General features: G+C 57.9%; 23 protein-coding genes and 1 tRNA gene. 11 read left to right on the top strand and 13 right to left on the bottom strand.

Annotation, left to right across the window (positions count from 1 at the left end; all coding sequences use genetic code 11):
• Positions 1-278 precede the first annotated feature (278 nt).
• Both msrQ and msrP read right to left on the bottom strand, forming a co-directional pair.
• Complete coding sequence (msrQ, locus tag ACR0D6_RS21510; protein ID WP_480767044.1) at positions 279-875, bottom strand: protein-methionine-sulfoxide reductase heme-binding subunit MsrQ; 597 nt, start codon at positions 873-875, stop codon at positions 279-281.
• 4 nt (positions 876-879) lie between these two features.
• Positions 880-1,779 carry a protein-methionine-sulfoxide reductase catalytic subunit MsrP gene (gene msrP, locus ACR0D6_RS21505; protein ID WP_480767043.1) on the bottom strand — a complete coding sequence of 300 codons (900 nt, stop codon included), beginning with the start codon at positions 1,777-1,779 and terminating at the stop codon, positions 880-882.
• Between the two features lie 194 nt (positions 1,780-1,973).
• On the opposite strand from msrP, the gene ACR0D6_RS21500 reads away from it, so the two are divergent.
• Positions 1,974-2,363 (top strand): hypothetical protein, encoded by a 390-nt coding sequence (locus tag ACR0D6_RS21500; protein WP_480767042.1) that lies wholly within the window; start codon positions 1,974-1,976, stop codon positions 2,361-2,363.
• 123 nt (positions 2,364-2,486) lie between these two features.
• Complete coding sequence (gntH, locus tag ACR0D6_RS21495; RefSeq protein WP_480767041.1) at positions 2,487-3,737, top strand: guanitoxin biosynthesis MBL fold metallo-hydrolase GntH; 1,251 nt, start codon at positions 2,487-2,489, stop codon at positions 3,735-3,737.
• A 43-nt stretch (positions 3,738-3,780) separates the two neighbouring features.
• On the opposite strand, the gene clpB is transcribed toward gntH, so the two are convergent.
• Positions 3,781-6,399, bottom strand: a complete 2,619-nt coding sequence (gene clpB / locus ACR0D6_RS21490; RefSeq protein WP_480767040.1) for an ATP-dependent chaperone ClpB — start codon at positions 6,397-6,399, stop codon at positions 3,781-3,783.
• A gap of 127 nt (positions 6,400-6,526) precedes the next feature.
• Positions 6,527-6,847 carry a hypothetical protein gene (locus tag ACR0D6_RS21485; protein WP_480767039.1) on the bottom strand — a complete coding sequence of 107 codons (321 nt, stop codon included), beginning with the start codon at positions 6,845-6,847 and terminating at the stop codon, positions 6,527-6,529.
• Positions 6,848-6,991: 144 nt separating this feature from the next.
• Here ACR0D6_RS21485 and pyrF point away from each other — a divergent pair, with 144 nt between their 5' ends.
• The gene (gene pyrF, locus ACR0D6_RS21480; protein ID WP_170657070.1) at positions 6,992-7,711 is read left to right on the top strand and encodes an orotidine-5'-phosphate decarboxylase; all 720 of its coding nucleotides are present in this window, start codon (positions 6,992-6,994) and stop codon (positions 7,709-7,711) included.
• A gap of 398 nt (positions 7,712-8,109) precedes the next feature.
• Positions 8,110-9,363: a DNA polymerase IV gene (locus tag ACR0D6_RS21475; RefSeq protein ID WP_480767038.1), complete on the top strand. Its 1,254-nt coding sequence runs from the start codon at positions 8,110-8,112 to the stop codon at positions 9,361-9,363.
• A gap of 40 nt (positions 9,364-9,403) precedes the next feature.
• Here ACR0D6_RS21475 and ACR0D6_RS21470 read toward each other — a convergent pair whose 3' ends face one another.
• Entirely contained in the window at positions 9,404-10,264 is an 861-nt protein-coding gene (locus tag ACR0D6_RS21470; RefSeq protein WP_480767037.1) for an N-formylglutamate amidohydrolase, read from the bottom strand.
• Between the two features lie 148 nt (positions 10,265-10,412).
• On the opposite strand from ACR0D6_RS21470, the gene ACR0D6_RS21465 reads away from it, so the two are divergent.
• Both ACR0D6_RS21465 and ykgO read left to right on the top strand, forming a co-directional pair.
• Positions 10,413-10,487: transfer RNA gene (locus tag ACR0D6_RS21465), tRNA-Val, on the top strand.
• Positions 10,488-10,565: 78 nt separating this feature from the next.
• Entirely contained in the window at positions 10,566-10,691 is a 126-nt protein-coding gene (gene ykgO / locus ACR0D6_RS21460; protein WP_005648635.1) for a type B 50S ribosomal protein L36, read from the top strand.
• 84 nt (positions 10,692-10,775) lie between these two features.
• On the opposite strand, the gene ACR0D6_RS21455 is transcribed toward ykgO, so the two are convergent.
• The gene (locus tag ACR0D6_RS21455; protein ID WP_480767036.1) at positions 10,776-11,309 is read right to left on the bottom strand and encodes an extensin-like domain-containing protein; all 534 of its coding nucleotides are present in this window, start codon (positions 11,307-11,309) and stop codon (positions 10,776-10,778) included.
• A gap of 438 nt (positions 11,310-11,747) precedes the next feature.
• Between ACR0D6_RS21455 and ACR0D6_RS21450 the strand changes: the two genes are divergently transcribed.
• From ACR0D6_RS21450 to ACR0D6_RS21430, 5 genes are all read left to right on the top strand, one after another.
• A complete protein-coding gene (locus ACR0D6_RS21450; RefSeq protein ID WP_480767035.1) occupies positions 11,748-13,349 on the top strand; it encodes an arylsulfatase in 1,602 nt (533 codons plus the stop codon).
• A 118-nt stretch (positions 13,350-13,467) separates the two neighbouring features.
• Complete coding sequence (locus ACR0D6_RS21445) at positions 13,468-14,484, top strand: Fe(3+) ABC transporter substrate-binding protein (RefSeq protein ID WP_170657057.1); 1,017 nt, start codon at positions 13,468-13,470, stop codon at positions 14,482-14,484.
• A gap of 120 nt (positions 14,485-14,604) precedes the next feature.
• Positions 14,605-15,159: a helix-turn-helix domain-containing protein gene (locus tag ACR0D6_RS21440; protein WP_480767034.1), complete on the top strand. Its 555-nt coding sequence runs from the start codon at positions 14,605-14,607 to the stop codon at positions 15,157-15,159.
• A 44-nt stretch (positions 15,160-15,203) separates the two neighbouring features.
• Positions 15,204-15,674 carry an N-acetyltransferase family protein gene (locus ACR0D6_RS21435; RefSeq protein ID WP_480767033.1) on the top strand — a complete coding sequence of 157 codons (471 nt, stop codon included), beginning with the start codon at positions 15,204-15,206 and terminating at the stop codon, positions 15,672-15,674.
• Complete coding sequence (locus ACR0D6_RS21430) at positions 15,671-16,114, top strand: DMT family transporter (protein WP_480767032.1); 444 nt, start codon at positions 15,671-15,673, stop codon at positions 16,112-16,114. Before ACR0D6_RS21435 ends, ACR0D6_RS21430 begins: the two co-directional genes overlap by 4 nt.
• On the opposite strand, the gene ACR0D6_RS21425 is transcribed toward ACR0D6_RS21430, so the two are convergent.
• From ACR0D6_RS21425 to ACR0D6_RS21395, 7 genes are all read right to left on the bottom strand, one after another.
• Positions 16,111-17,778 carry an ABC transporter permease gene (locus ACR0D6_RS21425; RefSeq protein ID WP_480767031.1) on the bottom strand — a complete coding sequence of 556 codons (1,668 nt, stop codon included), beginning with the start codon at positions 17,776-17,778 and terminating at the stop codon, positions 16,111-16,113. The genes ACR0D6_RS21430 and ACR0D6_RS21425 overlap by 4 nt on opposite strands.
• A 128-nt stretch (positions 17,779-17,906) precedes the next feature.
• Positions 17,907-19,124 (bottom strand): acyl-CoA synthetase family protein, encoded by a 1,218-nt coding sequence (locus ACR0D6_RS21420; protein ID WP_170657043.1) that lies wholly within the window; start codon positions 19,122-19,124, stop codon positions 17,907-17,909.
• A gap of 19 nt (positions 19,125-19,143) precedes the next feature.
• Positions 19,144-19,977, bottom strand: a complete 834-nt coding sequence (locus tag ACR0D6_RS21415; RefSeq protein ID WP_480732354.1) for an ABC transporter ATP-binding protein — start codon at positions 19,975-19,977, stop codon at positions 19,144-19,146.
• A 116-nt stretch (positions 19,978-20,093) separates the two neighbouring features.
• Complete coding sequence (locus ACR0D6_RS21410; RefSeq protein ID WP_170657037.1) at positions 20,094-21,377, bottom strand: ABC transporter substrate-binding protein; 1,284 nt, start codon at positions 21,375-21,377, stop codon at positions 20,094-20,096.
• Positions 21,378-21,451: 74 nt separating this feature from the next.
• Positions 21,452-22,528: a branched-chain amino acid ABC transporter permease gene (locus ACR0D6_RS21405; RefSeq protein ID WP_170657034.1), complete on the bottom strand. Its 1,077-nt coding sequence runs from the start codon at positions 22,526-22,528 to the stop codon at positions 21,452-21,454.
• A gap of 3 nt (positions 22,529-22,531) precedes the next feature.
• Positions 22,532-22,789, bottom strand: coding sequence for a hypothetical protein (locus tag ACR0D6_RS21400; RefSeq protein WP_480767030.1), 258 nt, complete (start codon positions 22,787-22,789; stop codon positions 22,532-22,534).
• A 3-nt stretch (positions 22,790-22,792) separates the two neighbouring features.
• Positions 22,793-23,779, bottom strand: coding sequence for a branched-chain amino acid ABC transporter permease (locus ACR0D6_RS21395; RefSeq protein WP_480767029.1), 987 nt, complete (start codon positions 23,777-23,779; stop codon positions 22,793-22,795).
• Positions 23,780-23,794 lie beyond the last annotated feature (15 nt).

Here is a 23,794-nt window from a genome sequence, read left to right as displayed (position 1 = left end):
CCCCAGTCTATCCTGAGCGTCTCCGCCGCTTCCGCCGCGTCCCAAGCGCCTCAGCAGCGCCGGTGAAGGGGGTTCTAAGGTTTACCCACAAAACCCGCAAGCACAAAATTACTGAAACCGGCAAAAAATCCCTCAAAAAGATTTTTATTAATAAAAACAGATACCTACCTAAGGCCACAACACACGAAACGCTAGATTGGCGGCGCTGTTGGGCCTTCGAGACAACTTTTGCACAGGGCTATCCACAGACTCGGCCGCGATTCAGGCGGAATCGGCAATCAGGCCCAGACCCTGACCTTGGAAATAGGCAGGCGCAGCCCCAGCAGAACCAAAACCAGCGTCAGATAGATAAGCGGCTCGATCTGAAATCCCTTGGCCAGCATGACGTAATGCAACGCCCCCAGAAAGGCTGCCGGATAAACCAGCCGATGCAGGTTTCGCCACCGGGGGCCCAAGCGGCGAACGGACCAGTTGTTTGACGTCACGGCCAACGGCAACAGCAGAAGATACCCGGCCATGCCCACGGTAATATAAGGGCGCTTCAGGATATCCGCCCAGATTTGCCCCAGTATCTGCACATCCAGAACCAGCCACACAAGCAAATGCAGGCTTACATATCCAAAGGTCAGCACCCCGATCGCCCTGCGAAATTTCATCAGGTTCAAACCCAGAAACTTTCTCAGCGGGGTGATCGCTAGACCAAAAACAAGCAACTGCAGGGAAAGTTCGCCGAGTTCATGTTCCAGGGCCTTGATCGGTTCGACCCCCAAACCACCAGTTACGCCAAGATAAAACAGCCAGGGCGCAGGAAGCGCCCCAAGCAGGTAAACCGCCCAGACGGGGATTCGGCGAAGTATCTGGTTTGTAGTCTGCATGGCGTCAGTAATACTCGGACAGATCCATGCCATCATAAAGGCTGGCAACCTCTTTTTCATAGCCGTTGAACATCAGCGTCGGTTCACGCTTGGCAAACAAGCCGCCACCGATACGCCGCTCCGAGGCTTGCGACCACCGCGGATGATTCACGTTTGGGTTAACGTTGCTGTAGAAACCGTATTCCCTTGGATTGGTCATGTTCCAGCTTGTGGGTGGTTCTTCGTCTGTCAGTGTGATGCGGACAATCGACTTGATTGACTTGAATCCATACTTCCACGGCACCACCAGCCGTAGCGGCGCACCGTTCTGGTTGGGCATCGGTTTGTTGTAGATGCCGGTGGCCATCAGGGTCAGTGGGTGCATGGCTTCGTCCAGCCGCAGACCTTCACGATAGGGCCAATCCAGCACCGGGTATTGAGTGCCAGGCATCTCTTCGGGTCGGTAGAGGGTTTCGAAGGCAACATACTTTGCACCCTCACTGACACCAGCCATGTTCAGCAGATCAGCCAGTTCGAACCCGTTCCAGGGCACAACCATTGACCAAGCCTCAACGCAGCGGAAGCGATAGATGCGCTCCTCAATGGTCATTTCGGACATGATGTCCTTGAAATCATAATCGCCCGGACGCTCGACCATCCCATCGATCTTTACGCTCCATGGATCGGTCGTCAGGGCACCTGCGTATTTAGCCGGGTCATCCTTGCCGGTGCCGAACTCGTAAAAGTTGTTGTACGACGTTATTTCTTCCCAGGTGTTGGGCGCGATAGATTCAGCCAGCGCAGGACCTGCCAGTGCCGCCAGCCCCATCCCGCCCGCGCCCGCGATGAACGACCTGCGGTTCAGGAACACCGCCTCGGGTGTCACATCTTGGCGGCTCAAGTTGTTTCGCCAGCGATTGGCCATTTCCGTCTCCGATCGATTTCGTTTTGTCCGATTTAGGGGATTTATACATGGAAGCCAAAGCAACTACGCTCACGATCGTGATATGGAATTGTAACGAAAATCCTGTCGGTTGGCGCGTTGGGCCACCAAAGCGCAGGACATGATCCACTTTCGCCCCTGCTGCGTATTCTGATTTAACAAGGCCGGAGATCACCATGAAGCACCACTCATCCCTCGCTATTTCTCTGATACTTCTCGCCACGACGGTTCACGCGGGCAACGAATCGAGGTCTCAGGCCTATCCTCTTGCCAATGGCCTGATCGAAGTCGTTGCCGACTTTTCAGAAAACTCGATATATTGGTGTGGTGCCGGAGACTATGCGCTGACACGCCTGTCGAAACCGGCAACCGACCGGCTGTATGTCTGGCAAGGTCCCGCGGCCAGCACTGCCCGCCCGGGAGAACGCGCAGTGACCTTTGGGTTCGAAAGCCCCCCTGGAGTTGGCAAGGTCACCAGCCTGACAAACGACGTCACGCTTATCGGCAACTCACTGTCCGTCGCGCAAGCCAAGAAAACCTGCGACGAGAGAACGACCAGCGGCTAGTGAAAAGAGCCACCGGGCCACGTGCAAAAGACGACTGCCGGGCATGGCATTACCGCTCACGCCACTCCCCCCCAACGTATGATAAGATCGGGATATTATGATCGTTTTGGGGGAATTGATCGCATGCCCAGATTATTCAGCTTCATCGCCGCAGCAGCTTTGTCAGTTACTGCAATTTCATCCGATTTGCACGCTGCCGGGGGTCAGACCGTGGAAGAGGGTTGGTCACCCACCGAACCGTATCCGTCACAAGAAGTCTACTTTCCCGGAACCGAGGCACTGGGGCCGGAAGAGATACGTGTCATCGCCTGCGGGTCCGGCATGCCCATGCCACGCACCAAACAAGCAGCAGCCTGTTTCCTGATCGAGCTTGGAAACGGAGAAAAGTTTGTGTTCGATCTGGGCACGGGATCTTTCACAACGCTTTACGCGCTGGGAATTCCTCTGGATTACATGACCAAGATTTTCATTTCGCACCAGCACGCCGATCATATGGGCGATCTGCCGACCTTCTGGATTTACGGAATGCAGAATGGCCGGTCCAAACCATTGGAGATCTGGGGACCCGGCGGTGGCGGAATGCCCGAAGGCTGGGGCATGCAAAGTGCCGCTGACGGTATTTTGCAGTTCTACAACTGGATGCTTGAAACCAGCAAAGGTGGGCTGGATACCCGGTCGCTTGCAATGACAGTGCACGAATTCGATTGGTCCAAAATAAACAATGTAATCTACGACGAGAACGACGTTGTCATTCGCACCATCCCAGCAATCCATCTTGAAGGATCGGTCAGTTTCATCCTTGAATGGAAAGGCATGAAGATCGCCTTTTCTGGGGACACGCTGGCAAACAGATGGTGGACGGAATATGCGCAGGGGGCTGATCTGGCCATACATGAATGCTTCCTGCCCAACAGTAACTTTGTGACTCGCTACAAGTTTCAACCCGCTGAGGCGATCTATGTCAGTACTCTGGTACACACGACCGCGCCCGTGTTCGGCAAGATCATGGCACTAACCAAGCCTCGCCGCGCTGTCGCATATCACTTTCAGAATGATCCCGACACTTTACCGGCTGTCGTGACAGAGGTGCGCAAGACATATGACGGGCCAGTGGATTTTGCTGTCGATGGGATGGTCTGGAACATCACAAAAGATGAAATTCGGACCCGTGTCGCCATGCTGAATTCACAACCTTTCCCGCCGCCTTCGGTTACGCCCCGACAGCAATCTGCACCGGGCGGAGAGAAATACGAAACGCCCCAGTGGATTTTGCAGGGCTATGAGTGGGACACGCTGGAACTGATGGACAAGGTCCACGAAGAATTCAATGAAGAGTTCGGAACCGATTTCCAGTTTCCGCTGCGACCTGAATAGCCGCAAGAAAAAGGCCCGCTGGATCAGCGGGCCTTAATCGCATTTAATGGACCACAGCATCGTCCGGACGTGGACGCTCTGACGTACCCAGCCGGTCACCGATGATCAGGCCCTCGGGCCCGGCGGTGACAGGAACGGTCTCGCCATCCTTGATCTCACCGGCCAGCAACGCCTCGGCCAGCGGGTTCTGCAAGGCGCGCTGGATCACCCGCTTCAGCGGACGGGCCCCAAAGACCGGGTCATAGCCTTCATTGGCCAGCCATTCTTTGGCCACATCGTCCAGTGCCAGCTCGATCTTGCGGGCGGCCAGACGTTTTTGCAGACGCGCCATCTGGATATCGACGATACCATCCATATCGGCCCGCTTGAGCCGGTCAAAAATGATGGTCTCGTCCAGACGGTTAAGGAACTCGGGCCGGAAATGCGCCCGGACCGCATCCATTACATCCCGCCGCGCCTGCGCGCTGTCCGCGCCTTCGGGCAACTGGCTGAGCGCCTGAGACCCAAGGTTCGACGTCAGGATGATCAGCGTTTGCTTGAAGTCGACGGTGCGGCCCTGACCATCGGTCAGAACACCATCGTCCAGAACCTGCAGCAACACGTTGAACACATCCGGGTGGGCCTTTTCGACCTCATCGAACAGCACGACCTGATAGGGCCTGCGCCGCACGGCTTCGGTCAGAACACCACCTTCGTCATAACCAACATAGCCCGGAGGGGCACCGATCAGACGGGCAACCGCGTGTTTCTCCATGAACTCGGACATGTCGATGCGCACCATCGCGTTGTCGTCGTCGAACAGAAAGTTCGCCACGGCCTTGGTCAGTTCGGTTTTACCCACGCCGGTCGGCCCGAGGAACAGGAACGAGCCCAGCGGGCGGTTCTCGTCATTCAGGCCCGCGCGCGCACGCCGCACGGCGTTGGCCACGGCGGTTACCGCCGCATCCTGGCCGATCACGCGGGAATGCAGATCATCCTCCATCCGCAGCAATTTCTCGCGCTCGCCTTCAAGCATTTTCGAGGTCGGGATACCGGTCCAGCGTTCAACAACAGCAGCGATCTGGGTCGGCCGTACCGTTTCCTCAGCCATCATGGCGTTGCTTTCGGCGTTTTCGGCCTCGGTCAGCTTTTTCTCAAGCTCTGGGATCACGCCGTAAGACAGCTCACCCGCTTTGGCGAGGTTGCCTTCGCGCTTGGCGATTTCCAGATCAGCCCGCGCCTTGTCCAGCTGTTCTTTAAGATCACGCGCACCCGCAAGCTTGTCGCGTTCGGCCTGCCACTGGGCGGTCATCTCAGCAGATTTTTCCTGCAGATCGGCCAGATCCTTTTGCAGGGATTCCAGGCGATCTTTTGATGCCGCGTCATCCTCAAGCTTCAGCGCTTCTTCCTCGATCTGCATTTGCAGGATCTGACGATCCAGCTGATCGAGTTCCTCGGGCTTGCTGTCCACCTCCATCCGCAGACGCGACGCCGCTTCATCGACAAGGTCAATGGCTTTGTCGGGCAGGAAGCGGTCAGTGATATAGCGATGAGACAGGGTCGCCGCCGACACCAGCGCCGAGTCCGAGATGCGTACGCCATGGTGCAGCTCGTACTTTTCCTTGATGCCACGCAGGATGCTGATCGTATCCTCGACCGTCGGTTCGGTGACCATCACGGGCTGGAACCGGCGCGCAAGGGCCGCGTCTTTTTCGACGTATTTGCGGTACTCATCCAACGTGGTCGCGCCGATACAATGCAGCTCACCCCGAGCCAATGCAGGCTTGATCAGGTTGGCAGCATCCATCGCGCCGTCGGATTTACCGGCGCCGACAAGCGTGTGCATCTCGTCGATGAACAGGATGATCTCACCGGCGGCCTCGGTGACCTCAGTCAGAACGGCCTTAAGGCGTTCTTCGAACTCACCGCGGTATTTTGCACCGGCGATCAGCGCGCCCATGTCGAGCGCGAGCAGCTTTTTGTCTTTCAGCGACTCCGGTACATCACCGTTGATGATGCGCAGGGCCATACCCTCGGCAATCGCGGTTTTACCAACGCCGGGCTCACCGATCAGGACCGGGTTGTTTTTGGTCCGGCGGGACAGAACCTGCATCGAGCGGCGGATTTCCTCATCCCGTCCGATGATCGGATCGATCTTGCCCTCGGCTGCCGCCTCGGTCAGGTCACGCGCGTATTTCTTGAGCGCGTCATAGCCCTCTTCCGCCGACGCGGTATCAGCGGTGCGCCCCTTGCGGATATCGTTGATCGCCTCATTCAGTTTCTGTGCGGATACGGCCCCAGCTTCCAGCGCCTCTTTTGCTTTGGATTTCACCATGCACAGCGCCATCAGGACGCGTTCGACCGGCACAAAGCTGTCGCCCGCCTTGGTGGCAATCTTTTCGGCCTCGTCCAGAACCTTGGCGGTCTGGCCGTCCATGTAGATCTGGCTTGCGTCACCGCTGACTTTTGGGATCTTCCCCATCGAAGCGTCCAATGCCTCGACCACGCGACCGGGCGCCCCACCCGCGCGTGTAATCAGGTTGCTTGCCAGCCCCTGATCGTCATCCATCAATGCTTTCAGAATATGTGTGGGCTCCAGCCTCTGGTGCCCCTCGCGCATCGCAATTGTCTGCGCAGCCTGCACGAATCCCCGTGCCCGCTCGGTGAACTTGTTCAAGTCCATGTTGTTCTCCTTTTCCAAGCGCCCTGAATGTGATGCGCCCGCTTGGCGGCACGCTTCGGTCTGGGCCTCGCATTCAATTTGGGAAATATCTTCGCCGCTTCAAGAGGCTAGACCGCAATATCCGGGACTATCCGCGAGGTATCGAATAGACGGTGTAGCCCCCGGTCTCGGCCATTTGTTGCGCTTCGTACATGTCCACCAACGATTGCGCCGCATCGCTGCCCGTCGGGCAGGAAACAAGATCGGCGGTGTGGTCCAGAAATTCGACCGTAAATGCAGTTTCGCCTGTCAGCTGGCACCAGTCATCTTCTGATCTGTATCCACCCACAAGGCGCAGATCGTCATTTGTAGGGGCGGGGGCTGCGGCGGGTTGCGCAGCCTCACTTTGTGGCACGTCATCACATGCGGCCAAATTCAGGATCACACCAAGCACAATCAGTTTTTTCATTTTCTGTCCCTGATAATTTAAATTTTCATTCTGAATTGGCGGCACCATAGCACAGAGTGGAATCTGCTGTGCGAACCATCGCGCATGGACAGAAGCACCTGAACCCGCTAGGACGCAGACGTTTGCCAAAAAGGAGCTTGCCCCATGTCCGATGATCGCCTGATCGTAGCCCTCGATGTCCCCAACGCCCTGCAGGGGCTGGCCATGGCCGAGCGACTGGGCGACAGCGTCTCGTTCTACAAGATCGGACTTGGCATGCTGACCGGCGGTGGGCTGGCGCTGGCCAATGAGTTGAAGCAGGATCATGGCAAGCGCATTTTTCTGGACATGAAACTGTTCGACATCGGCAACACGGTCGAGAACGCGGTGCGCGGACTGGCGCAGTTCGACCTGGATTTCCTGACCGTGCATGGCGACCCGCATGTTGTTCGCGCCGCCAAGGAAGGGGCTTCAGGCAAAGACCTGAAGATTCTTGCCGTGACCATCCTGACCTCGCTGAATCGCGACGACCTGGATGCCAGCCTGTTGAAAGAGGGCGACGTGCAGGACCTGGTCGTTGAACGCGCGGCCAAGGCGCTGGAAGCCGGAGCAGACGGCGTCATCGCCAGCCCGCAAGAAGCCGCGCTGATCCGTGCCCTGCCTCAGGCCGAAGGGCGCTTGATCGTAACCCCCGGCGTACGCCCCGCTGGCGCCGATCTGGGTGATCAGAAACGTGTTGCGACACCGGCAAATGCTATCGCGGACGGTGTCGACCATATCGTTGTTGGCCGCCCGGTTTATCAGGCAGCGGACCCACGATTGGCCGCTGAAGCAATCCTGGCAGAGATGGCATCGCCCCAGGCATTAGCACCAAATCGAAGTTAAACCCCGAATTCATACGAGGTAGATTTTTCGATGCGCGTTTCGAACTGTATCGAATGTAATGGCAAAAATCGGGTACAGTTCGCCCCTCAACCAGTTAACTTGCCATCACTTTCCGACCCTGCCGCGCCAAATTGCCTCTGTGCCCGAAAATACACATGAAAAAAGCGAGTTTCGCCGCTGGCCTCTTCGACCTATCGCGACGGCGATTTTTGAGAGATTCTAAAGACGAGACACTCCCCGACGGACCATTTCTTCCTGAGGTTCGTCACCTCCCCCCGCCCAATTGCGGGGGGTCTTCTTGAAAACCCTCTCAATCATCTGATGCACTGTCGGGCTTTGAATGGCCGCTGGAGTGCTGTAAATTCGCCCGGACCCGAAACCGCGCGTGAAAGAATTGGATGCCCGGTCTTTGCCGTGATTGCCTGCATCGCTTTGAAGATCAAAACCGATGCCCGAAATGCAACAGCCCACGGGTCAGGTTGCATCCGGAATTGTTCGATCTGACCATCGCACATATGGATTGCGATGCGTTTTATGCATCTGTTGAAAAGCGCGACAATCCGGAACTGGCCGATAAACCGGTCATCATTGGCGGCGGCAAACGAGGGGTCGTCTCGACGGCCTGTTATGTCGCGCGCATCCGTGGCGTGCGGTCAGCCATGCCCATGTTCAAGGCGCTGCAGCTATGCCCTGACGCGGTGGTCATCAAACCCCGCATGTCCATCTATGCTGATGTCTCCAGACAAATACGGGCAATGATGGACGAGTTGACACCGTCGGTTGAACCTTTGTCACTGGACGAGGCCTTCATGGATCTGTCGGGCACCGAACGCCTGCACGGTGCGCCACCTGCGGTCATGCTGGCGCGGCTGACCAAACGGATGAAAGATGAATTGGGACTGACCGGATCGATCGGCCTGTCCCACAACAAGTTTCTGGCCAAGGTCGCTTCGGATCTGGACAAGCCGCGCGGTTTCTCAGTGATCGGCAAGGCTGAAACGGCGGAATTTCTGCATGACAAGCCCGTGCGCCTGATCTGGGGCATAGGCCCGGCAGCGCAAGAGTCGCTGGACCGGGTGGGCATCCGGACATTCACGGATTTGCTGCGCTGGGATCAGGAGGCGCTGACCGCGCGCTTTGGCTCGATGGGCTACCGTCTGTGGCATCTGGCCCGCGGGCTGGACAAGCGCCGCGTCTCGGCGGATGAGCCGATGAAATCCATCAGCAACGAAACGACATTCTTCGAAGATACTGCCAGTCCAGATATATTGGACGGCCATTTGTGGCGCATGTCAGAGAAAGTCGCGGACCGGGCCAAGGCCAGGGATCTGGCCGGGCGGGTCGTGACGCTCAAGGTCAAGAAATCCAATCACAAGGTCCTGACACGGCGTGTATCGCTGCGTGATCCGACCCAAATCGCAGATCGGATTTACCGCACTGCGAGTGGTTTGTTCGAACAGGTCAGGGATGAGGGGCCCTTCCGATTGCTGGGATGCGGGATATCGGATCTCTGCAGCGCAGATCAGGCAGATATTTCAGGCGACCTGCTGGATCCGGGTGCCGAGCGGCGTTCCAAAGCAGAACGGGCTACGGATGAAATCCGAAAACGCTTTGGCACGGACGCTATCGTAAAAGGTCGGGCACTCAGATAGCCCGCCCAATCGATGCCCGAGAGATGTGAGTTGATCAGGTTTACTCGGCGGCCAGCCGGGTTTCGTCACGACCGATATTGACGATTTCGGCTATCACGTCCCGCACAAGCTTTTGGAAGGCTCTGAAATTGGCGTTCGGAACAATTTTTTGTTCGTCAATGTAAAGCGATCGGTCGATTTCAATCTGCACCGCATGCTGATTGCGCCCCGGACGGCCATAGGTCTGTGTGACATAGGCCCCCGCAAATGGCGCGTTTCGCACAACATTCAAACCCGCAGACGCAAAGGCCGCTTCGATCCGATCAACGATCTCTCCGGACGCCGCAGCGCCGAATCGATCACCCAGCACGATTTCCGGTCTGCCGGTTTGCCCGCGCCCCAACCCGGCGACGGCCTCGTGTGGCATCGAATGACAATCGATCAGAATCGCCCGACCAAACAATTGACGCGATTCGTCCAACAAGGTCCTCAACCGCGTATGGTAGGGATGCCAGAATGTATCCAGCCGGTAACGCGCCTCGGCCATCGACAATTTGCCACGATAGATCGCACGCCCATTCGCGACAACGCGGGGAATCACCCCCAACCCTGACGCGACCCGAGGATTATGCCCCTGGCGACGCGCACCTTCGATCAGGGCGGGGTCCAGTTCGTCAGAATTGCGATTCAGATCCAGATAGGCCCGTGGCATCGACGCCTTAAGCAGGGGCGCACCAAATTCTGACGCAACGTCGAACAGCTGATCCACATAAGCATCTTCCGAAGACCGAATCGTATGACGGCTCAGAACCGAGCGTTCCAGCAGCTCTGCGGGGTAGGCCCGGCTACTGTGAGGCGACGAAAAAACCACGCAGGACGTGCGATTTGCGGGTATATCCAGATGATACGCTGCGTTCTGCATGATCTCTCCTTGTTCGAAAGAATCATAGACTGGAAATTTGTTCTTCCAAACCCCTTGATCCCCCCAACGACTCCTTTTATAGAGCCCGCTACCGGCGCGGAGTTCCGCGCCCCATTTCATTATGGGGCTGGGCACGCAAAGGTTTCATGGGCGGTTAGCTCAGCGGTAGAGCACTTCGTTGACATCGAAGGGGTCACAAGTTCGATCCTTGTACCGCCCACCATGAATTCACGCCTCTGGACATCCAGAGGACCCGCTTAACCCAGGCGCTGGCCCGCGCCGCAGGAATTGGAGACAGGCCATGAAGGTCAAGAACTCGCTCCGCTCGCTGAAGAACCGGCACCGCGACTGCCGGGTCGTGCGTCGCAAAGGCCGCGTTTATGTGATCAACAAGACGCAGCGCAAGTTCAAAGCTCGCCAGGGCTAAGAACTGCACATACCGATTTGAAAGAACCGCGCCCGAGGCGCGGTTTTTTTTGTTTGGGTCATTGAACGAGTTGATACAGCACGGCTAGCGGCAGAGAGATCCATTGCGCCGGCGTGCCGTATCAAAATGGAAATGCCCTTTGTGATATCTGTCCGCATCGGGGCCAAGAACCGTGCCAAAAAGACCGCAGGCACCGCTGTGCAACTCACGCATGAGTTTTCCCGAGCTTTCGGCATTCCACCCTTCGCCAACGGTAATCAATGTGCCATCCTTCAGCACGAAGGTAGAAATATCGATCGCCCGCCCTCTTGCATGCTCGGACAGGCGCGCGCGGGGCTGATTGTTCTTTGTCTTGCAAGAATAATGACCAACCAGACGCATCCCTTTCAAACCGCCCCCCAGATCGGCAAAAGCCGGTTTGGCCGTAGTTTCAATCCAGGTTTTAAGTGTAATCGCCGTCTCGCAATCCATCAGCGCCAACTGGCTTAGCGCGATATCGGAAATTCTATAGACGCGAACCGGGTTTGCGATCCCGCAACCGCGATATTTACCCGCCATCGGCTTAAGCTTTTCGCCCAATATCGTCCAGTCGTGGCATACCGCACCACGCTTGCGCATTCGCTCGCGCCCTTGGGCAATTTTTCGAAATTTGCAGGGCCGCAATTCCGGCCTGGGTGAAATGACCACTCCGTTTTCGCGTGATGCAGCTGCCTCCTGCGGGCCGGTGTGGTCCCCGACGATCGGTTCATAAGCAATAAGTTCGGAAGGTTGAGCGCGCGGTCTATCCGAACAATCCTGCGCAGCGTTCGCCATACCGGCGCATAGCAAAAATATGGCGATCAGTACCCGCATCAGATCAACTTATTACCCTCAAAGTCTGGCACACCTACACCCCGGCTGACCTCGAAACCTGCACCAAGTGTGCTTCGGGTATGAGTTAAATATCAATGCGCAAGAAAGATTTTTCTTAGCGCTGCACATGAAAAACTTTGCTTCAAGCCCAAGAATCGCTGAGCATTCAATGGTGTCTGATAACCGGATAAGGGCAGCACGACCATGAAACCGAATGTCATTCTTATTCTTGCCGATGACATGGGATTCGCCGATCTCGGCTGCACGGGTTCGGAGATTCGCACCCCAAACATTGACGCTTTGGCGCGGGGCGGCGTTCTTATGACGGCGATGTACAATTGCGCGCGTTGTTGTCCGACACGCGCGTCACTGCTCACCGGGCTCTACCCTCACAACGCCGGGATCGGACATATGGGTGCGGACTTGGGAACCCCTGCCTATCAGGGTTTTTTGCGCAACGACGCAGCAACAATCGCCGAACATCTGCGCGCTGAAGGATATCGCACCTGCATGTCCGGCAAGTGGCATGTAGGCGGGGATTTCATGGCGCGAGAAGTGGACAGCTGGCGAGTCGGCGATGTCGATCATCCGACCCCGCGGCAACGCGGTTTTGACCGGTTCTACGGTATCGTCGACGGCGTCACCCACTTCTTCTCACCGCATTTCATGTTGGAGGACGACAGCCGCGTCGAAACCTTCCCGGACGATTTTTACTTTACCGATGCCATCACGGCAAAAGCGATCGGCATGATTGAGGAATCGGTCACATTGGGTCAGCCCTTTTTCCTGTACCTCGCCCACACCGCCCCACATTGGCCGCTGCACGCCCATCCCGAGGATATAGCCCGATACGAAGGCATCTATGACAAGGGATGGGACAAAACCCGGACGGCCCGACATGAAGAAATGAACGCAATGGGGCTGTTTCAGACGAATTGGGAAATCAGCCCGCGCGATCCTGACGTTAAGCCTTGGGAAGATGAGGCGAACCGGGATTGGGAATCCCGCAAGATGGCAACCTATGCCGCGATGGTTGATCACATGGATCAGTCGATCGGAACCCTGATCTCGGCCCTTAAACGTCTGGATCAGTTCGAGGACACTTTGATTCTGTTTCTCAGCGACAATGGCGGCTGCGCCGAGTTCATGGCCGAGGATGGATGGGCAAAGTTCTTTCCGAATGTCACCAACGATGGCCGTCCGATCACAATGGGAAACCGGTCCGATGTCATGCCCGGCGATGCACTGACCTACCAAAGCTATGACAAACCGTGGGCCAATGTCTCGAACGCACCGTTTCGGTTGTTCAAACACTATGTGCATGAAGGTGGAATTTCGACACCCCTGGTTGCGCACTGGCCCGGCGGATTTGGAGCGCAACCCCCACGGCACACTCCCTGCCATGTGGTCGATATTCTGCCGACCATTCTTGAGGTCACGGGCACCACGTACCTCAACGAGGTGGGCGGGCACGAAATACAACCCTGTCAGGGCGAGAGCTTTCTGGACCTCCTCTGCGGCAAAGACTGGTGTCGCGAACAACCCATCTATTTCGAACACGAAGGAAATTCTGCCATTCGCCTTGGTCAGTTCAAACTGGTTCGCCTGCATGGGCAAGATTGGGAGCTTTACGACATCGAAGCAGACCGTACCGAGTTGCGGGATTTGATAAGTGGGGATCAGATTCGCGCCGACAGTCTGATCCGACAGTATCAGGACTGGGCCGACAAAACCGGCGTTCTGGATTGGGACATCGCCCTACCCCGCCTTTTGGCCGCGTGGGAAATGGACAATGCAGAGGGGTAACCTGCGACCGCATGACCTAGTATTTCAGTCGGAATCTCTTGCATCCAGCGCTGAAACATATAATTGAGAAAATCAGTAGGGTAATTGCCGGCCCTGAATCCAAACGCTGGGACATGCTATGCTGAAATCCACCACCTGCATCGCCGCTGCGCTGACCGCAGTCATCGCCACTTCTGCGGTCGCCGAAGGCGAACTGAACCTGTATTCGTCGCGCCACTACGACACAGACGAGCGTCTGTATGGCGAGTTCGAAGAAGCGACCGGAATCAAGATCAATCGCATCGAAGGCAAGGCCGACGAACTGATCGCCCGGATGGAGGCAGAGGGGGCCAACTCACCTGCGGACATTCTGCTGACGGTTGACACATCACGTCTGGCCCGCGCCAAAAACGCCGGTATCCTGCAGCCGGTTGATAGCCCCATACTCGAAGAGCGAATCCCCTCAAACCTGCAGGATAGCGACAACAACTGGTTCGGTTTCTCGCAGCGCGGCCGCATCATCTTCTTCGACAAGGAAAACGTCCCGAACCCGCCAGCGACCTATCTGGATCTAGCCAAACCCGAATATAAGGGCCTGATCTGTATCCGGTCGTCGACTAACACCTACAACCAGACCCTGCTGGCGTCGATTGTCACGCATGAAGGCGCCGAGGCGGCCAAAACCTGGGCTGAAGGCGTGGTTGCAAACATGGCACGTGACCCACAAGGCGGTGATACGGACCAGTTGCGCGGTATCGTTTCGGGCGAATGTGATATCGCCGTTTCGAATACGTACTACTTCGCCCGTTCGATCCGGAAGGACGTCAAAGGCCTGTCGGCTGATCGAGAAATGATCGGATGGGTCTTTCCCAACCAGGACGGCACAGGTGCACATATGAACCTGTCTGGCGCCGGTGTAGCGGCGCATGCGCCCAACAAAGACAACGCCGTGAAGTTCCTTGAATATCTGGCAAGCGATCAGGCACAGGTGTACTTCTCGGCCGGTAATGACGAATACCCGGCAGTCGATGGTGTCGCACTGGCAGAGTCTGTTGCCACGCTGGGTGAGTTCAAGTCTGACGAAGTGAACCTCTCGGAAGTCGCGAAAAACATTCCCGAAGCTCAGAAGATCTTTAACGAGGTCGGCTGGAAGTAAACCGCACAAAAATCGGGCAGTCGGGGTGCAAGGGTCTCTCTTGCGCCCCTTTTTTCTTTTCAAATCTCATTTATTTCATCATAAATTCCCGCATCAGAGAAATTGTTCCGGAAATGATCGATGCTGGATGAGCTATCACTTCGCCTTGCAGACCGCCTGAAAGAGCTGCGACAGTCACGCGGCTGGTCTCTGGACCAACTGGCCGCGCAAAGCGGCCTAAGTCGCGCCACGCTCTCGCGTCTGGAAAAGGCCGAGGTCAGCCCAAGCGCCGAAAGCCTTGGGCGGTTATGTGCTGCTCACGACCTTCCGGTATCGCGCCTTCTGATGATGGTCGAAGAATCCTTCACGCCAAAAGTCCCCTTTGAGCGTCAGCCGGAATGGCAGGACCCCGAAACCGGCTACACCCGCCGATCCGTGTCTCCGCCTGCCCCTGGCCTCAGTGGTGAGGTCCTTGAATGCCATTTGCCGCCGGGGGCCGTCATTTCCTACGACATGCCGCCAAAACAGGGGCAGGAACATCATCTGGTTCTGCTGGACGGGGCGTTGACGCTGACGGTAGATGAGACACCGCATCACCTCAGCGCCGGGGACTGCCTGCGTTATCATCTGTCCGGACCTACCCGTTTTGAAACGGGGCAGGCGCGCGGCGCGCGTTACATTTTGGTGCTGATTTGATTACCCGGCTGTCAGCGTCCCAATTCCCTGATGCGATAGGCGATTTGACCGACATACTGCACGCCTGCGTCCACGACGGGGCCAGCATCGGCTTTGTGTTGCCGTTCTCAGGCGAGCAAGCCCGCGCATACTGGCAGGAACGCGTCTTTCCCGTGCTGCAATCCGGCGGGCTTGAGGTGTTCATCGCGCGGCAGGACGGTCATATCCTTGGCACCGTACAACTGGTTAGCGCACAGATGCCGAACCAGCAGCATCGCGCGGATGTTGCCAAGCTGTTGGTACACCCAAAGGCCCGGCGTCGCGGGCTGGGTGTTGCGCTGATGCGGGCATTGGAGGCACGGGCCCAATCGCTCGGCAAGACGCTGCTGGTTCTGGATACACGCAGTTCCGACCCGTCGCGGATTCTCTACCAGAACATCGGCTTTGAAACAGCGGGTGAAATCCCGGACTATTGCCGTAGCCCGGCTGAAGAACAGCTTGAACCCACAACTTACATGTACAAGGCGCTGACATGATTGCCGCACTTGTCCTCGCGGTGGTTGTGGGCGGGGCGCTTATCGCCGCGCAGGGGCCAATCTATGCTCGGATGGCGACGCAGCTTGGTGGACCGGTTCAGGCCGCCGCGCTGGCATTCACCGTGGGGGCGCTGGCGCTGTTCGGGCTTCTTTGGGCGATGGGTGGCACCCTGCCCCGCAGATCGGATGTGATCGCCCTTCCGATCTGGATGTGGTCTGCGGCATTGATCGGGGTTTTTGTCGTTCTGACTTCGGTCCTTGCGGTGCCCCGTTTGGGGGTCGCGTCCTACATGGTCTGCGTGATTGTCGGGCAACTGGCGGCCAGCTATGCCTATGACCGTTTCGGTGCTTTTGGCCTGACCCAGCGCGAGTTTTCGGCAGGAAATCTGATCGGACTTGGCCTTGTCGCGGTGGGCGCTGTTTTGACCGTCTGGCGTTAACGGGTTTTCCCGACCTGACGACAGATCAGAATGACAGGCAGCAAACCAACGGCGAGGATGACCAAAGAGGGTACCGCCGCACCTTCCAACCTCTCGTCCGATGCCAGCCGATAGGCCTGAACTGCCAATGTGTCAAAGTTGAACGGCCGCATGATCAGGGTCGCGGGCAGCTCTTTCATGACATCGACAAAAACGATCAGCAGCGCCGTCAGCAGCGAAGGTGTCAGGATCGGCAGATGCACGCGCCGCAATGTGCCCAGCGGAGACTGCCCCAGTGAACGGGCGGCTGCATCCATGTTGGCGTGAACCGTGCTCTGACCGCCCTCATATGCGCTGAGTGCAGCGGCCAGAAAGCGCACCATATAAGCGGCGACCAGCAACCAGATCGAACCCGTGACCAGCAACCCTGTCGAGACATCGAACGTTTCGCGCATCCACGCGTCCAGGGCATTGTCAAAGCTGGCAAATGGCACGATCAAACCAACCGCTATCACGCCACCGGGCACGGCATAACCCAACCGGGCGATATAGGCCGCTGTTGCCGAACCCCTGCCCGGCTTGAGACGCTGAAAGAACCCAACGCAGATTGCCGCGCATACGGTGACGACGGCAGCGGTTCCCGCAAGCATCAGCGAGTTCCTGACAAACCCGACATACCGGCTGGATAACAGGTTCTGTTCCGAGTCGAGGCCCATCTGAACAAGGATCACCACAGGCAGAATGAACCCGAAAAACACCGGGATGATACACAAGGTAAATGCCGCGACCGCCCGCCAGCCGCTGAGCTGTTCGGCGGGCAATGTCGTATGGCGTTTGCCCGACTGATAGTACTTTGCCTTGCCCCTTTGAATCCGCTCCATCACAGCCATGACAAGCGCGAAACCCAACAGGCAAAGGGCCAGCTGCGCCGCCGCCGCCCGGTCTGCCATTGAAAACCAGCTAGTATAGATGCCAGTCGCAAAGGTCTGGACGCCGAAATAGGCGACGGTCCCGAAATCGGCGATGGTCTCCATGACCGCCAGCAGGACACCTCCGGCGATTGCCGGGCGCGCCATGGGCAGCGAAACACGCCAGAACGCCGCCCAGGGGTTGCTGCCCAACGCACGCGCCGCCAAAAAAGCGGTGGCGCTTTGCTGCAAAAACGCGGCGCGGGCCAGCAGATAGACATAGGGATAAAGAACGAGGATCAGCATCACGGCCGCCCCCTCGGTCGACCTGATTTCGGGGAACCAATAGTCGCGCGGACCCCAGCCCGTCACCTGCCGCAATGTAGTCTGGACGATACCCGGATGATCCAGAATGAACGTGTAGGCATAGGCAAGGACATAGGCCGGAAAGGCCAGCGGCAGCACCAATGCAACCTCCAGCAACCGCACGCCGGGAAAACGCGTCATGGTTACCAGCCACGCGGCGCCCACGCCGAGTGCGAACGTTCCTGCCGACACCAGCACAACAAGAATGGCCGTCGTCACCGCATAACCGGGCAGGACGGTTTCCATGAGGTGCGATATTGTTTCCGTACCGCCCGTCACCGCAGCCAATACGACGGCAACCATCGGCAGCAGACAGGCGCAGGCCACAAGGGTGGCCACTGCGCCCAGCACCCGGGTTCCCAGCGCGCTGTGTCGGCGCGAGCCGTGTTGTGCGTATTCGATCTGAGCCATTGTTCCGGTCAAGGACAGGTTACGGTTTCACCACCTTTAATCGACCAAATGACTCGGAAACGCCAGAGCACAATTGTACGATTTGTACAGGCCTACCGGTGCCAATCTTCCGGTTTGTACGTCACCGTTCAGTCATAGACCCGCTGATCCTCGATCACCAGACCGTCCTTAGGCAGCGATCCCGGGGCTACAACTTCGATCGCACCTTTCAGCTTCAGTACCTCGGCCACCGATTTCGCATAGGCTGCATCATCACCGCCAGAGCTTTCGATCTGAACGGTCATGGTGTCCATTTCACCCTGCCGCGCCGCGATGACCCGGGCCTTTACGATCTCGACATGTTTGTCCACCAGCGCCGCGACCTGTTCGGGACGCACGAACATACCCTTGATCTTGGTCGTCTGGTCGGCCCGTCCCATCCAGCCCTTGATCCGCAAATTGGTGCGGCCGCAGGGCGACTGGCCGGGCATGACAGCAGACAGATCACCGGTGGCAAAGCGGATAAGCGGGTAATCGGGATTAAGGGAGGTCACCACGACTTCGCCCACCTCGCCCGGCGCCACCGGTGTGCCGGTGCCGGGGGTGACGATTTCGACGATCACATGCTCGTCGACGATCATCCCCTCCATGGCAGAGCTTTCATAGGCAATATTGCCCAGATCGGCAGTGGCATAGGATTGCAGACAGCTGATACCGCGATCCGCGTATTCCTGACGCAGACTGGGGAACAGCGCCCCACCGCCAACCGCAGCTTTGGAGAATTTCAGGGCCACGCCCATTTCGTCAGCCTTGTCGAGGATCACCTTCAGGTAATCCGGTGTTCCGGCATAGGCCGTGCAGCCAACGTCATGCGCTGCGCTGACCTGCAATTCCGTCTGGCCTGTCCCTGCTGGCAGAACCGCCGCACCGACGGCCCGCGCACCGTTTTCAAAGATCATGCCCGCAGGCGTCAGGTGATAGCCAAAACAGTTCTGCACGATATCGCCCTGACCGATCCCGGCTGCGTGCAGAAAACGGCCCATGCGCCACCAGTCACGATCCACCCCGCCGGGTTCATAGATCGGCCCCGGCGACTGAAAGATATGAGCAAACCCATGTGCAGGTTTGACCGTGAAACCGCCAAACGGCGGATGTTCGGCCTGTGCCCGGCTGAGTTCCGACTTGCGCAACACCGGCAACGCGGCCAGATCCTGTGCAGAGGTGACCGACCCGGCATCCACGTCGGCCAGCAGCTTTTCAAAGGCCGGTGCAGTTTTGGCCCGCGCAATCTGTTCCGGCAGAGCCCGCGCCTGATCAGCGGCACGTTCATCCCCCGAGCGCGTTTCCAGAGTGTCAAAATAGGTCATACTCAGATCCTCCATCCGCTTACAGCCACCTCTTGCGGCGGCGGTAGGAACGCACGTCGCGGAAGCTCTTGCGACCTTCATCGGACATTCCGAGATAGAATTCCTTTACATCCGGGTTCTCGCGCAGTTCCGCAGCAGGGCCGTCCATCACCACGCGGCCCGATTCCAGAATGTAGCCGTAATGGGCAAAGCGCAGCGCGACGTTGGTGTTCTGCTCGGCCAGCAGGAAGGATACGCCTTCCTTTTCGTTGAGGTCCTTTACGATCCCGAAGATCTCTTCCACCAACTGCGGTGCAAGACCCATCGAGGGCTCGTCCAGCAGAATGGTTTCCGGGCGCGACATCAATGCGCGGCCCATCGCGACCATTTGCTGTTCACCACCCGAGGTATAGCCGGCCTGACTGCGGCGGCGTTCCTTGAGGCGGGGGAAATAACTGTAAACAAGATCGAGATCCTGCTGGATATTCGATTTGCCGTCCTTGCGGGTATAGGCCCCGGTCAGCAGGTTTTCCTCGACCGTCAGGTGTTCGAAGCAGTGGCGGCCTTCCATCACCTGGATGACGCCCTTTTGCACCAAATCGGCGGGGTCGCTTTCGTGGACGCCCTGACCGCGATACTTGATCGAGCCCTTGGTGACTTCGCCCCGTTCCGAATGCAGCAGGTTCGACACCGCCTTGAGCGTCGTCGTCTTGCCCGCGCCGTTGCCACCCAGCAGAGCGGTGATGCCGCCCTTGGGCACGGTGAGGCTGACGCCCTTGAGAACGAGGATCACGTGATTGTAGATCACCTCGATATTGTTGACCTCAAGCAGGGTTTCGGCCTGCACTTCGGTATTTGTCGCCGCATCCAGCATCAGCGCGTGTCCTCATGCCTGTCCCGTTTTTCGGGACTTGTCCGGTTCGGAACGGCGGCAGGCCGCCGCTCCGGGTTTGATCAGCGCCCCGGTAATAGAACCGGGGCGGCTGCGTTTTAGCTGCAACCCTGTTCGATGTTGTTTTCGGACGCGTAGGCGCCCGAATCTTCGTCGATCAGCGCGCCGATCACTTCGCCATCGGTCGGCTTAAACTCGGAAATCAGCGACCAGGTCTTGTTCGCCGCATCCCACTGGGTCACACCAACCAGAGCGTCACCGCCGTGGTTTTCGCAGCTGACCGAGAAGGTCGGGCCGAAATTGGGAAGACCCAGTTCCGTCATTTTCGCTTCGGTCATTTCCAGTGCTTCCATACCGTCGCGCATCATCGCAGGCGTGATGTCAGCAGTGCCGTGGATTTCCTGTGCTTTCTTGGCGGCTTCCGCTGCCAGCATCGCTGCATAGAGGCCACGGTTGTACAGCACCGTGCCGACCTGATCGCCCGCGCCTGCCGCCTTGCCGGCGTCCAGAACGTGTGTTTTCAGATCGTCAAAGACGGGAAAGTCCGTGCCTACGTTGTGGAAGGTCAGCGCCTTATAGCCATTGGCCGCTTCGCCCGCGGGCAGCACGTCGTTTTCAGAACCGGACCACCAGATGCCGATAAAGTTTTCCATCGGGAAGCGGATGTTGGCAGCTTCCTGAACCGCAACCTGGTTCATGACGCCCCAGCCCCACATCAGGACATAATCCGGACGGTCGCGGCGGATCTGCAGCCATTGCGACTTCTGTTCCTGACCTGGGTGATCGACCGGCAGCGCGACCAGCTCGAACCCGTGCTTTTTGGACAGCTCCTCAAGCGTGCGGATCGGTTCCTTGCCATAGGCCGAGTTGTGATAGACCAGTGCGATCTTCTTGCCGTTCAGATCACCGCCGTTTTCGTCCAGCAGATAGTTGATCGCGCCCGAGGCGCCATCCCAGTAGTTGGCGGGATAGTTGAACGTGTGGCTGAAGATCTTGCCGTTCTTGGCCGATGTACGGCCATATCCCATCGTGTGCATCGGGATGTTGTCGGCGGTGGTCTTTGGGATCAGCTGATAGGTGATACCGGTCGACAGCGGCTGATAGACCAGTGCGCCTTCGCCCTTGGTCGATTCATAGCATTCCACACCTTTTTCGGTGTTATAGCCGGTTTCACATTCGATGACCTTGGCCGGAACGCCGCCGATGCCGCCATCCCGCTCGTTCAGCAGGGTGAAATAGTCGGCGTATCCATCCGCAAATGGAATACCACCGGCAGCATAAGGTCCGGTCCGGTAGCTGAGCGATGGGAACACGAGGTCGGCCATTGCCGGGCCTGCGGCCATCAGGGCGCTCAGCGCCACGGTTGCCAGTTTAATTTTCATCGGGTTTCTCCTCCCTTGATTAGTCCGATGCAGTGGTGGGCTTTTCGCCCGTCTTGATTTCGGTCCGCCCCCGATCAGTGGGGGAAGGGCCACAGACGCAGTTTCTCTTTGGCCAGACGCCACAGCTGCGCCAGCCCGTGCGGTTCGAGGATCAGGAACATGATGATCAGCGCGCCCACGATCACCAGCTGCAGATGCGCCACGATATCGGTGGGCCATCCCAGCATGTCGGCGCCCACAACCTTCAGCACCACCGGCAGCAGCACCAGGAATGCAGCCCCCGCGAACGACCCGAAGATCGATCCCAGACCGCCGATGATTACCATGAACAACACCAGGAACGATTTCTGGATACCAAAGACCTCTCCGACTTCAACCGCGCCCAGATAGATGGCAAAGAACAGCGCACCCGAGATGCCGACAAAGAAGGAACTGACAGCAAAGGCGGTCAGCTTGGCCTTGAGCGGGTTTACCCCGATGATCTCGGCCGCGATGTCCATGTCGCGGATCGCCATCCATGTCCGGCCCGTCGTGCCGCGCGTCAGGTTGCGCGCGATGATAGCGCTGATGGTCAGGAAAATCAGGCAGAACAGATAGGTCGCCCAGGCCGGAGCATTCGGGCCGGTGATGATGATGCCGAACACGTCGCGTTCCGGCGCGTTGATCTGACCAGAGGCGGAATAGTTGTAGAACCACGGCACCCGGTTGAACAGCCAGACAAGGAAGAACTGCGCGGCCAACGTTGCCACCGCCAGATAGAACCCCTTGATCCGCAAGGACGGCAACCCGAAAAGCACCCCGACAAGGGCGGTAATGCCACCTGCCAGAATGACGTGAATGAACATGCTGACGTCTGGAAAGGCGGTCATCAGCTTGTAGCAGGCATAGGCGCCCACAGCCATGAACCCGCCGGTGCCCAGCGAAACCTGCCCGCAATAGCCCACAAGGATGTTCAGACCAATTGCCGCGATGGCATAGATCAGAAACGGCAGCAGCAGCGCATTTGCCCAATAGTCGTTGATGATGAAGGGGATGATGCCGAACGCCACCGCCAGCACGACATAATACCGGTACCGGTCGAACCTGATCGGAAAGGTCTGGCTGTCATCCCTGTAGGAGACTTTGAAATCTCCGGCCTCACGATAGAACATGACTTACTTTCCCCATTCTTCCTGTGCCCGGTTCCGGGCTGCGGCATCCAGTTGTCCGGACGATTTTGCGTAACCGCTGGCTTCGGTTGCGCGTACCAGTTTCATGTAGGCCACGATGCCGGTCACAAGCCCGGCAAAGGCCAGTATTGCGGCAACCACCAGCTGACGATCAGTCAGACCCTCGGCGGTCACGGCGATGTAGCCGAAGGCCCAGAACCCTGCCCATGCAATCACGTTTATGATGGCAATCAGCTTGGGCACGCCCTACACCCTCTCGATGATTTTTTCGCCGAACAGACCCTGCGGCCGGAACACCAGAAAGATCAGCGCCAGCACATAGGCAAACCAGTTCTCGGTCGCGCCGCCCACCAGCGGGCCGATGGCGAATTCAAACAGTTTCTCACCCACACCGATGATCAGACCGCCGACGATGGCGCCCGGGATCGAGGTGAACCCGCCTAGCATCAGCACCGGCAGCGCCTTGAGCGCGATCAGCGACAGCGAAAACTGCACGCCCGACTTGGTGCCCCACATGATGCCCGCAACCAGCGCTACGAAACCGGCGACCGACCAGACCATGATCCAGATGAAGTTCAGCGAAATACCCACCGACAGTGCCGCCTGATGGTCATCGGCAACCGCGCGCATGGCCCGGCCCTGCTTGGTGTACTGGCTGAACGCCACCAATGCCGCCACCAGCAGTGCCGCAATGATGGTTGCCACAAGATCCAGATTGTCGATGAAGAAGCCGTAGCCGAAGATATTGAAGGTCTTTTCGTCAATCCACAGGTTGATCCCCTGCGGCAGACCCACATCCAGCGTCTTGATTTCGGACCCCCACATCAGGTCGGCCACGCCTTCAAGGAAATAGGCCAGACCGATGGTGGCCATGAACAGGATGATCGGCTCTTGCCCGACAAGGTGGCGCATGACAAAGCGCTGCACCGCCCAGGCCAGCAGAACCATCACGCCCATCGTCAGCAGGATCGCCACCAGCGCCGGGATATGCCAGCCGAAGTGGGTGACGTGCCCGCCAAAGATCGCGTTGATCAGATGGGAGAACGGCACCTGACCGTTCATGATCCCCACCAGCGTCATCGCCGCGAACAGGGCCATGACCCCCTGGGCATAGTTGAAAATACCGGACGCCTTGTAGATCAGCACAAAGCCAAGGGCCACCAGCGCATAGAGAACCCCGGCCATCAGGCCGTTCAGGATGACCTCCATCCCAAAAATCAACTGATCAGGCATGTTTGCCTCTCCTCA

This window comes from Ruegeria sp. BJ6 (genome assembly GCF_056537885.1).
Note: the sequence above shows the minus strand (reverse complement) of the source record. Positions and strands in the feature narration are given on the sequence as shown.

What these genes read in the sequence shown, in the direction of transcription:
- ykgO (WP_005648635.1), top strand. Translation starts at nt 10,566, where the DNA reads ATGAAGGTCAAGAACTCGCTCCGCTCGCTGAAGAACCGGCACCGCGAC.
- ACR0D6_RS21395 (WP_480767029.1), bottom strand. Translation starts at nt 23,779, where the DNA reads ATGCCTGATCAGTTGATTTTTGGGATGGAGGTCATCCTGAACGGCCTG.
- ACR0D6_RS21455 (WP_480767036.1), bottom strand. Translation starts at nt 11,309, where the DNA reads ATGCGCAAGCGTGGTGCGGTATGCCACGACTGGACGATATTGGGCGAA.
- ACR0D6_RS21500 (WP_480767042.1), top strand. Translation starts at nt 1,974, where the DNA reads ATGAAGCACCACTCATCCCTCGCTATTTCTCTGATACTTCTCGCCACG.
- ACR0D6_RS21430 (WP_480767032.1), top strand. Translation starts at nt 15,671, where the DNA reads ATGATTGCCGCACTTGTCCTCGCGGTGGTTGTGGGCGGGGCGCTTATC.
- pyrF (WP_170657070.1), top strand. Translation starts at nt 6,992, where the DNA reads ATGTCCGATGATCGCCTGATCGTAGCCCTCGATGTCCCCAACGCCCTG.
- ACR0D6_RS21425 (WP_480767031.1), bottom strand. Translation starts at nt 17,778, where the DNA reads ATGGCTCAGATCGAATACGCACAACACGGCTCGCGCCGACACAGCGCG.
- ACR0D6_RS21445 (WP_170657057.1), top strand. Translation starts at nt 13,468, where the DNA reads ATGCTGAAATCCACCACCTGCATCGCCGCTGCGCTGACCGCAGTCATC.
- ACR0D6_RS21485 (WP_480767039.1), bottom strand. Translation starts at nt 6,847, where the DNA reads ATGAAAAAACTGATTGTGCTTGGTGTGATCCTGAATTTGGCCGCATGT.
- ACR0D6_RS21420 (WP_170657043.1), bottom strand. Translation starts at nt 19,124, where the DNA reads ATGACCTATTTTGACACTCTGGAAACGCGCTCGGGGGATGAACGTGCC.
- msrP (WP_480767043.1), bottom strand. Translation starts at nt 1,779, where the DNA reads ATGGCCAATCGCTGGCGAAACAACTTGAGCCGCCAAGATGTGACACCC.
- ACR0D6_RS21470 (WP_480767037.1), bottom strand. Translation starts at nt 10,264, where the DNA reads ATGCAGAACGCAGCGTATCATCTGGATATACCCGCAAATCGCACGTCC.
- clpB (WP_480767040.1), bottom strand. Translation starts at nt 6,399, where the DNA reads ATGGACTTGAACAAGTTCACCGAGCGGGCACGGGGATTCGTGCAGGCT.
- ACR0D6_RS21440 (WP_480767034.1), top strand. Translation starts at nt 14,605, where the DNA reads ATGCTGGATGAGCTATCACTTCGCCTTGCAGACCGCCTGAAAGAGCTG.
- ACR0D6_RS21475 (WP_480767038.1), top strand. Translation starts at nt 8,110, where the DNA reads ATGCCCGGTCTTTGCCGTGATTGCCTGCATCGCTTTGAAGATCAAAAC.
- gntH (WP_480767041.1), top strand. Translation starts at nt 2,487, where the DNA reads ATGCCCAGATTATTCAGCTTCATCGCCGCAGCAGCTTTGTCAGTTACT.
- ACR0D6_RS21415 (WP_480732354.1), bottom strand. Translation starts at nt 19,977, where the DNA reads ATGCTGGATGCGGCGACAAATACCGAAGTGCAGGCCGAAACCCTGCTT.
- ACR0D6_RS21450 (WP_480767035.1), top strand. Translation starts at nt 11,748, where the DNA reads ATGAAACCGAATGTCATTCTTATTCTTGCCGATGACATGGGATTCGCC.
- ACR0D6_RS21405 (WP_170657034.1), bottom strand. Translation starts at nt 22,528, where the DNA reads ATGTTCTATCGTGAGGCCGGAGATTTCAAAGTCTCCTACAGGGATGAC.
- ACR0D6_RS21410 (WP_170657037.1), bottom strand. Translation starts at nt 21,377, where the DNA reads ATGAAAATTAAACTGGCAACCGTGGCGCTGAGCGCCCTGATGGCCGCA.
- msrQ (WP_480767044.1), bottom strand. Translation starts at nt 875, where the DNA reads ATGCAGACTACAAACCAGATACTTCGCCGAATCCCCGTCTGGGCGGTT.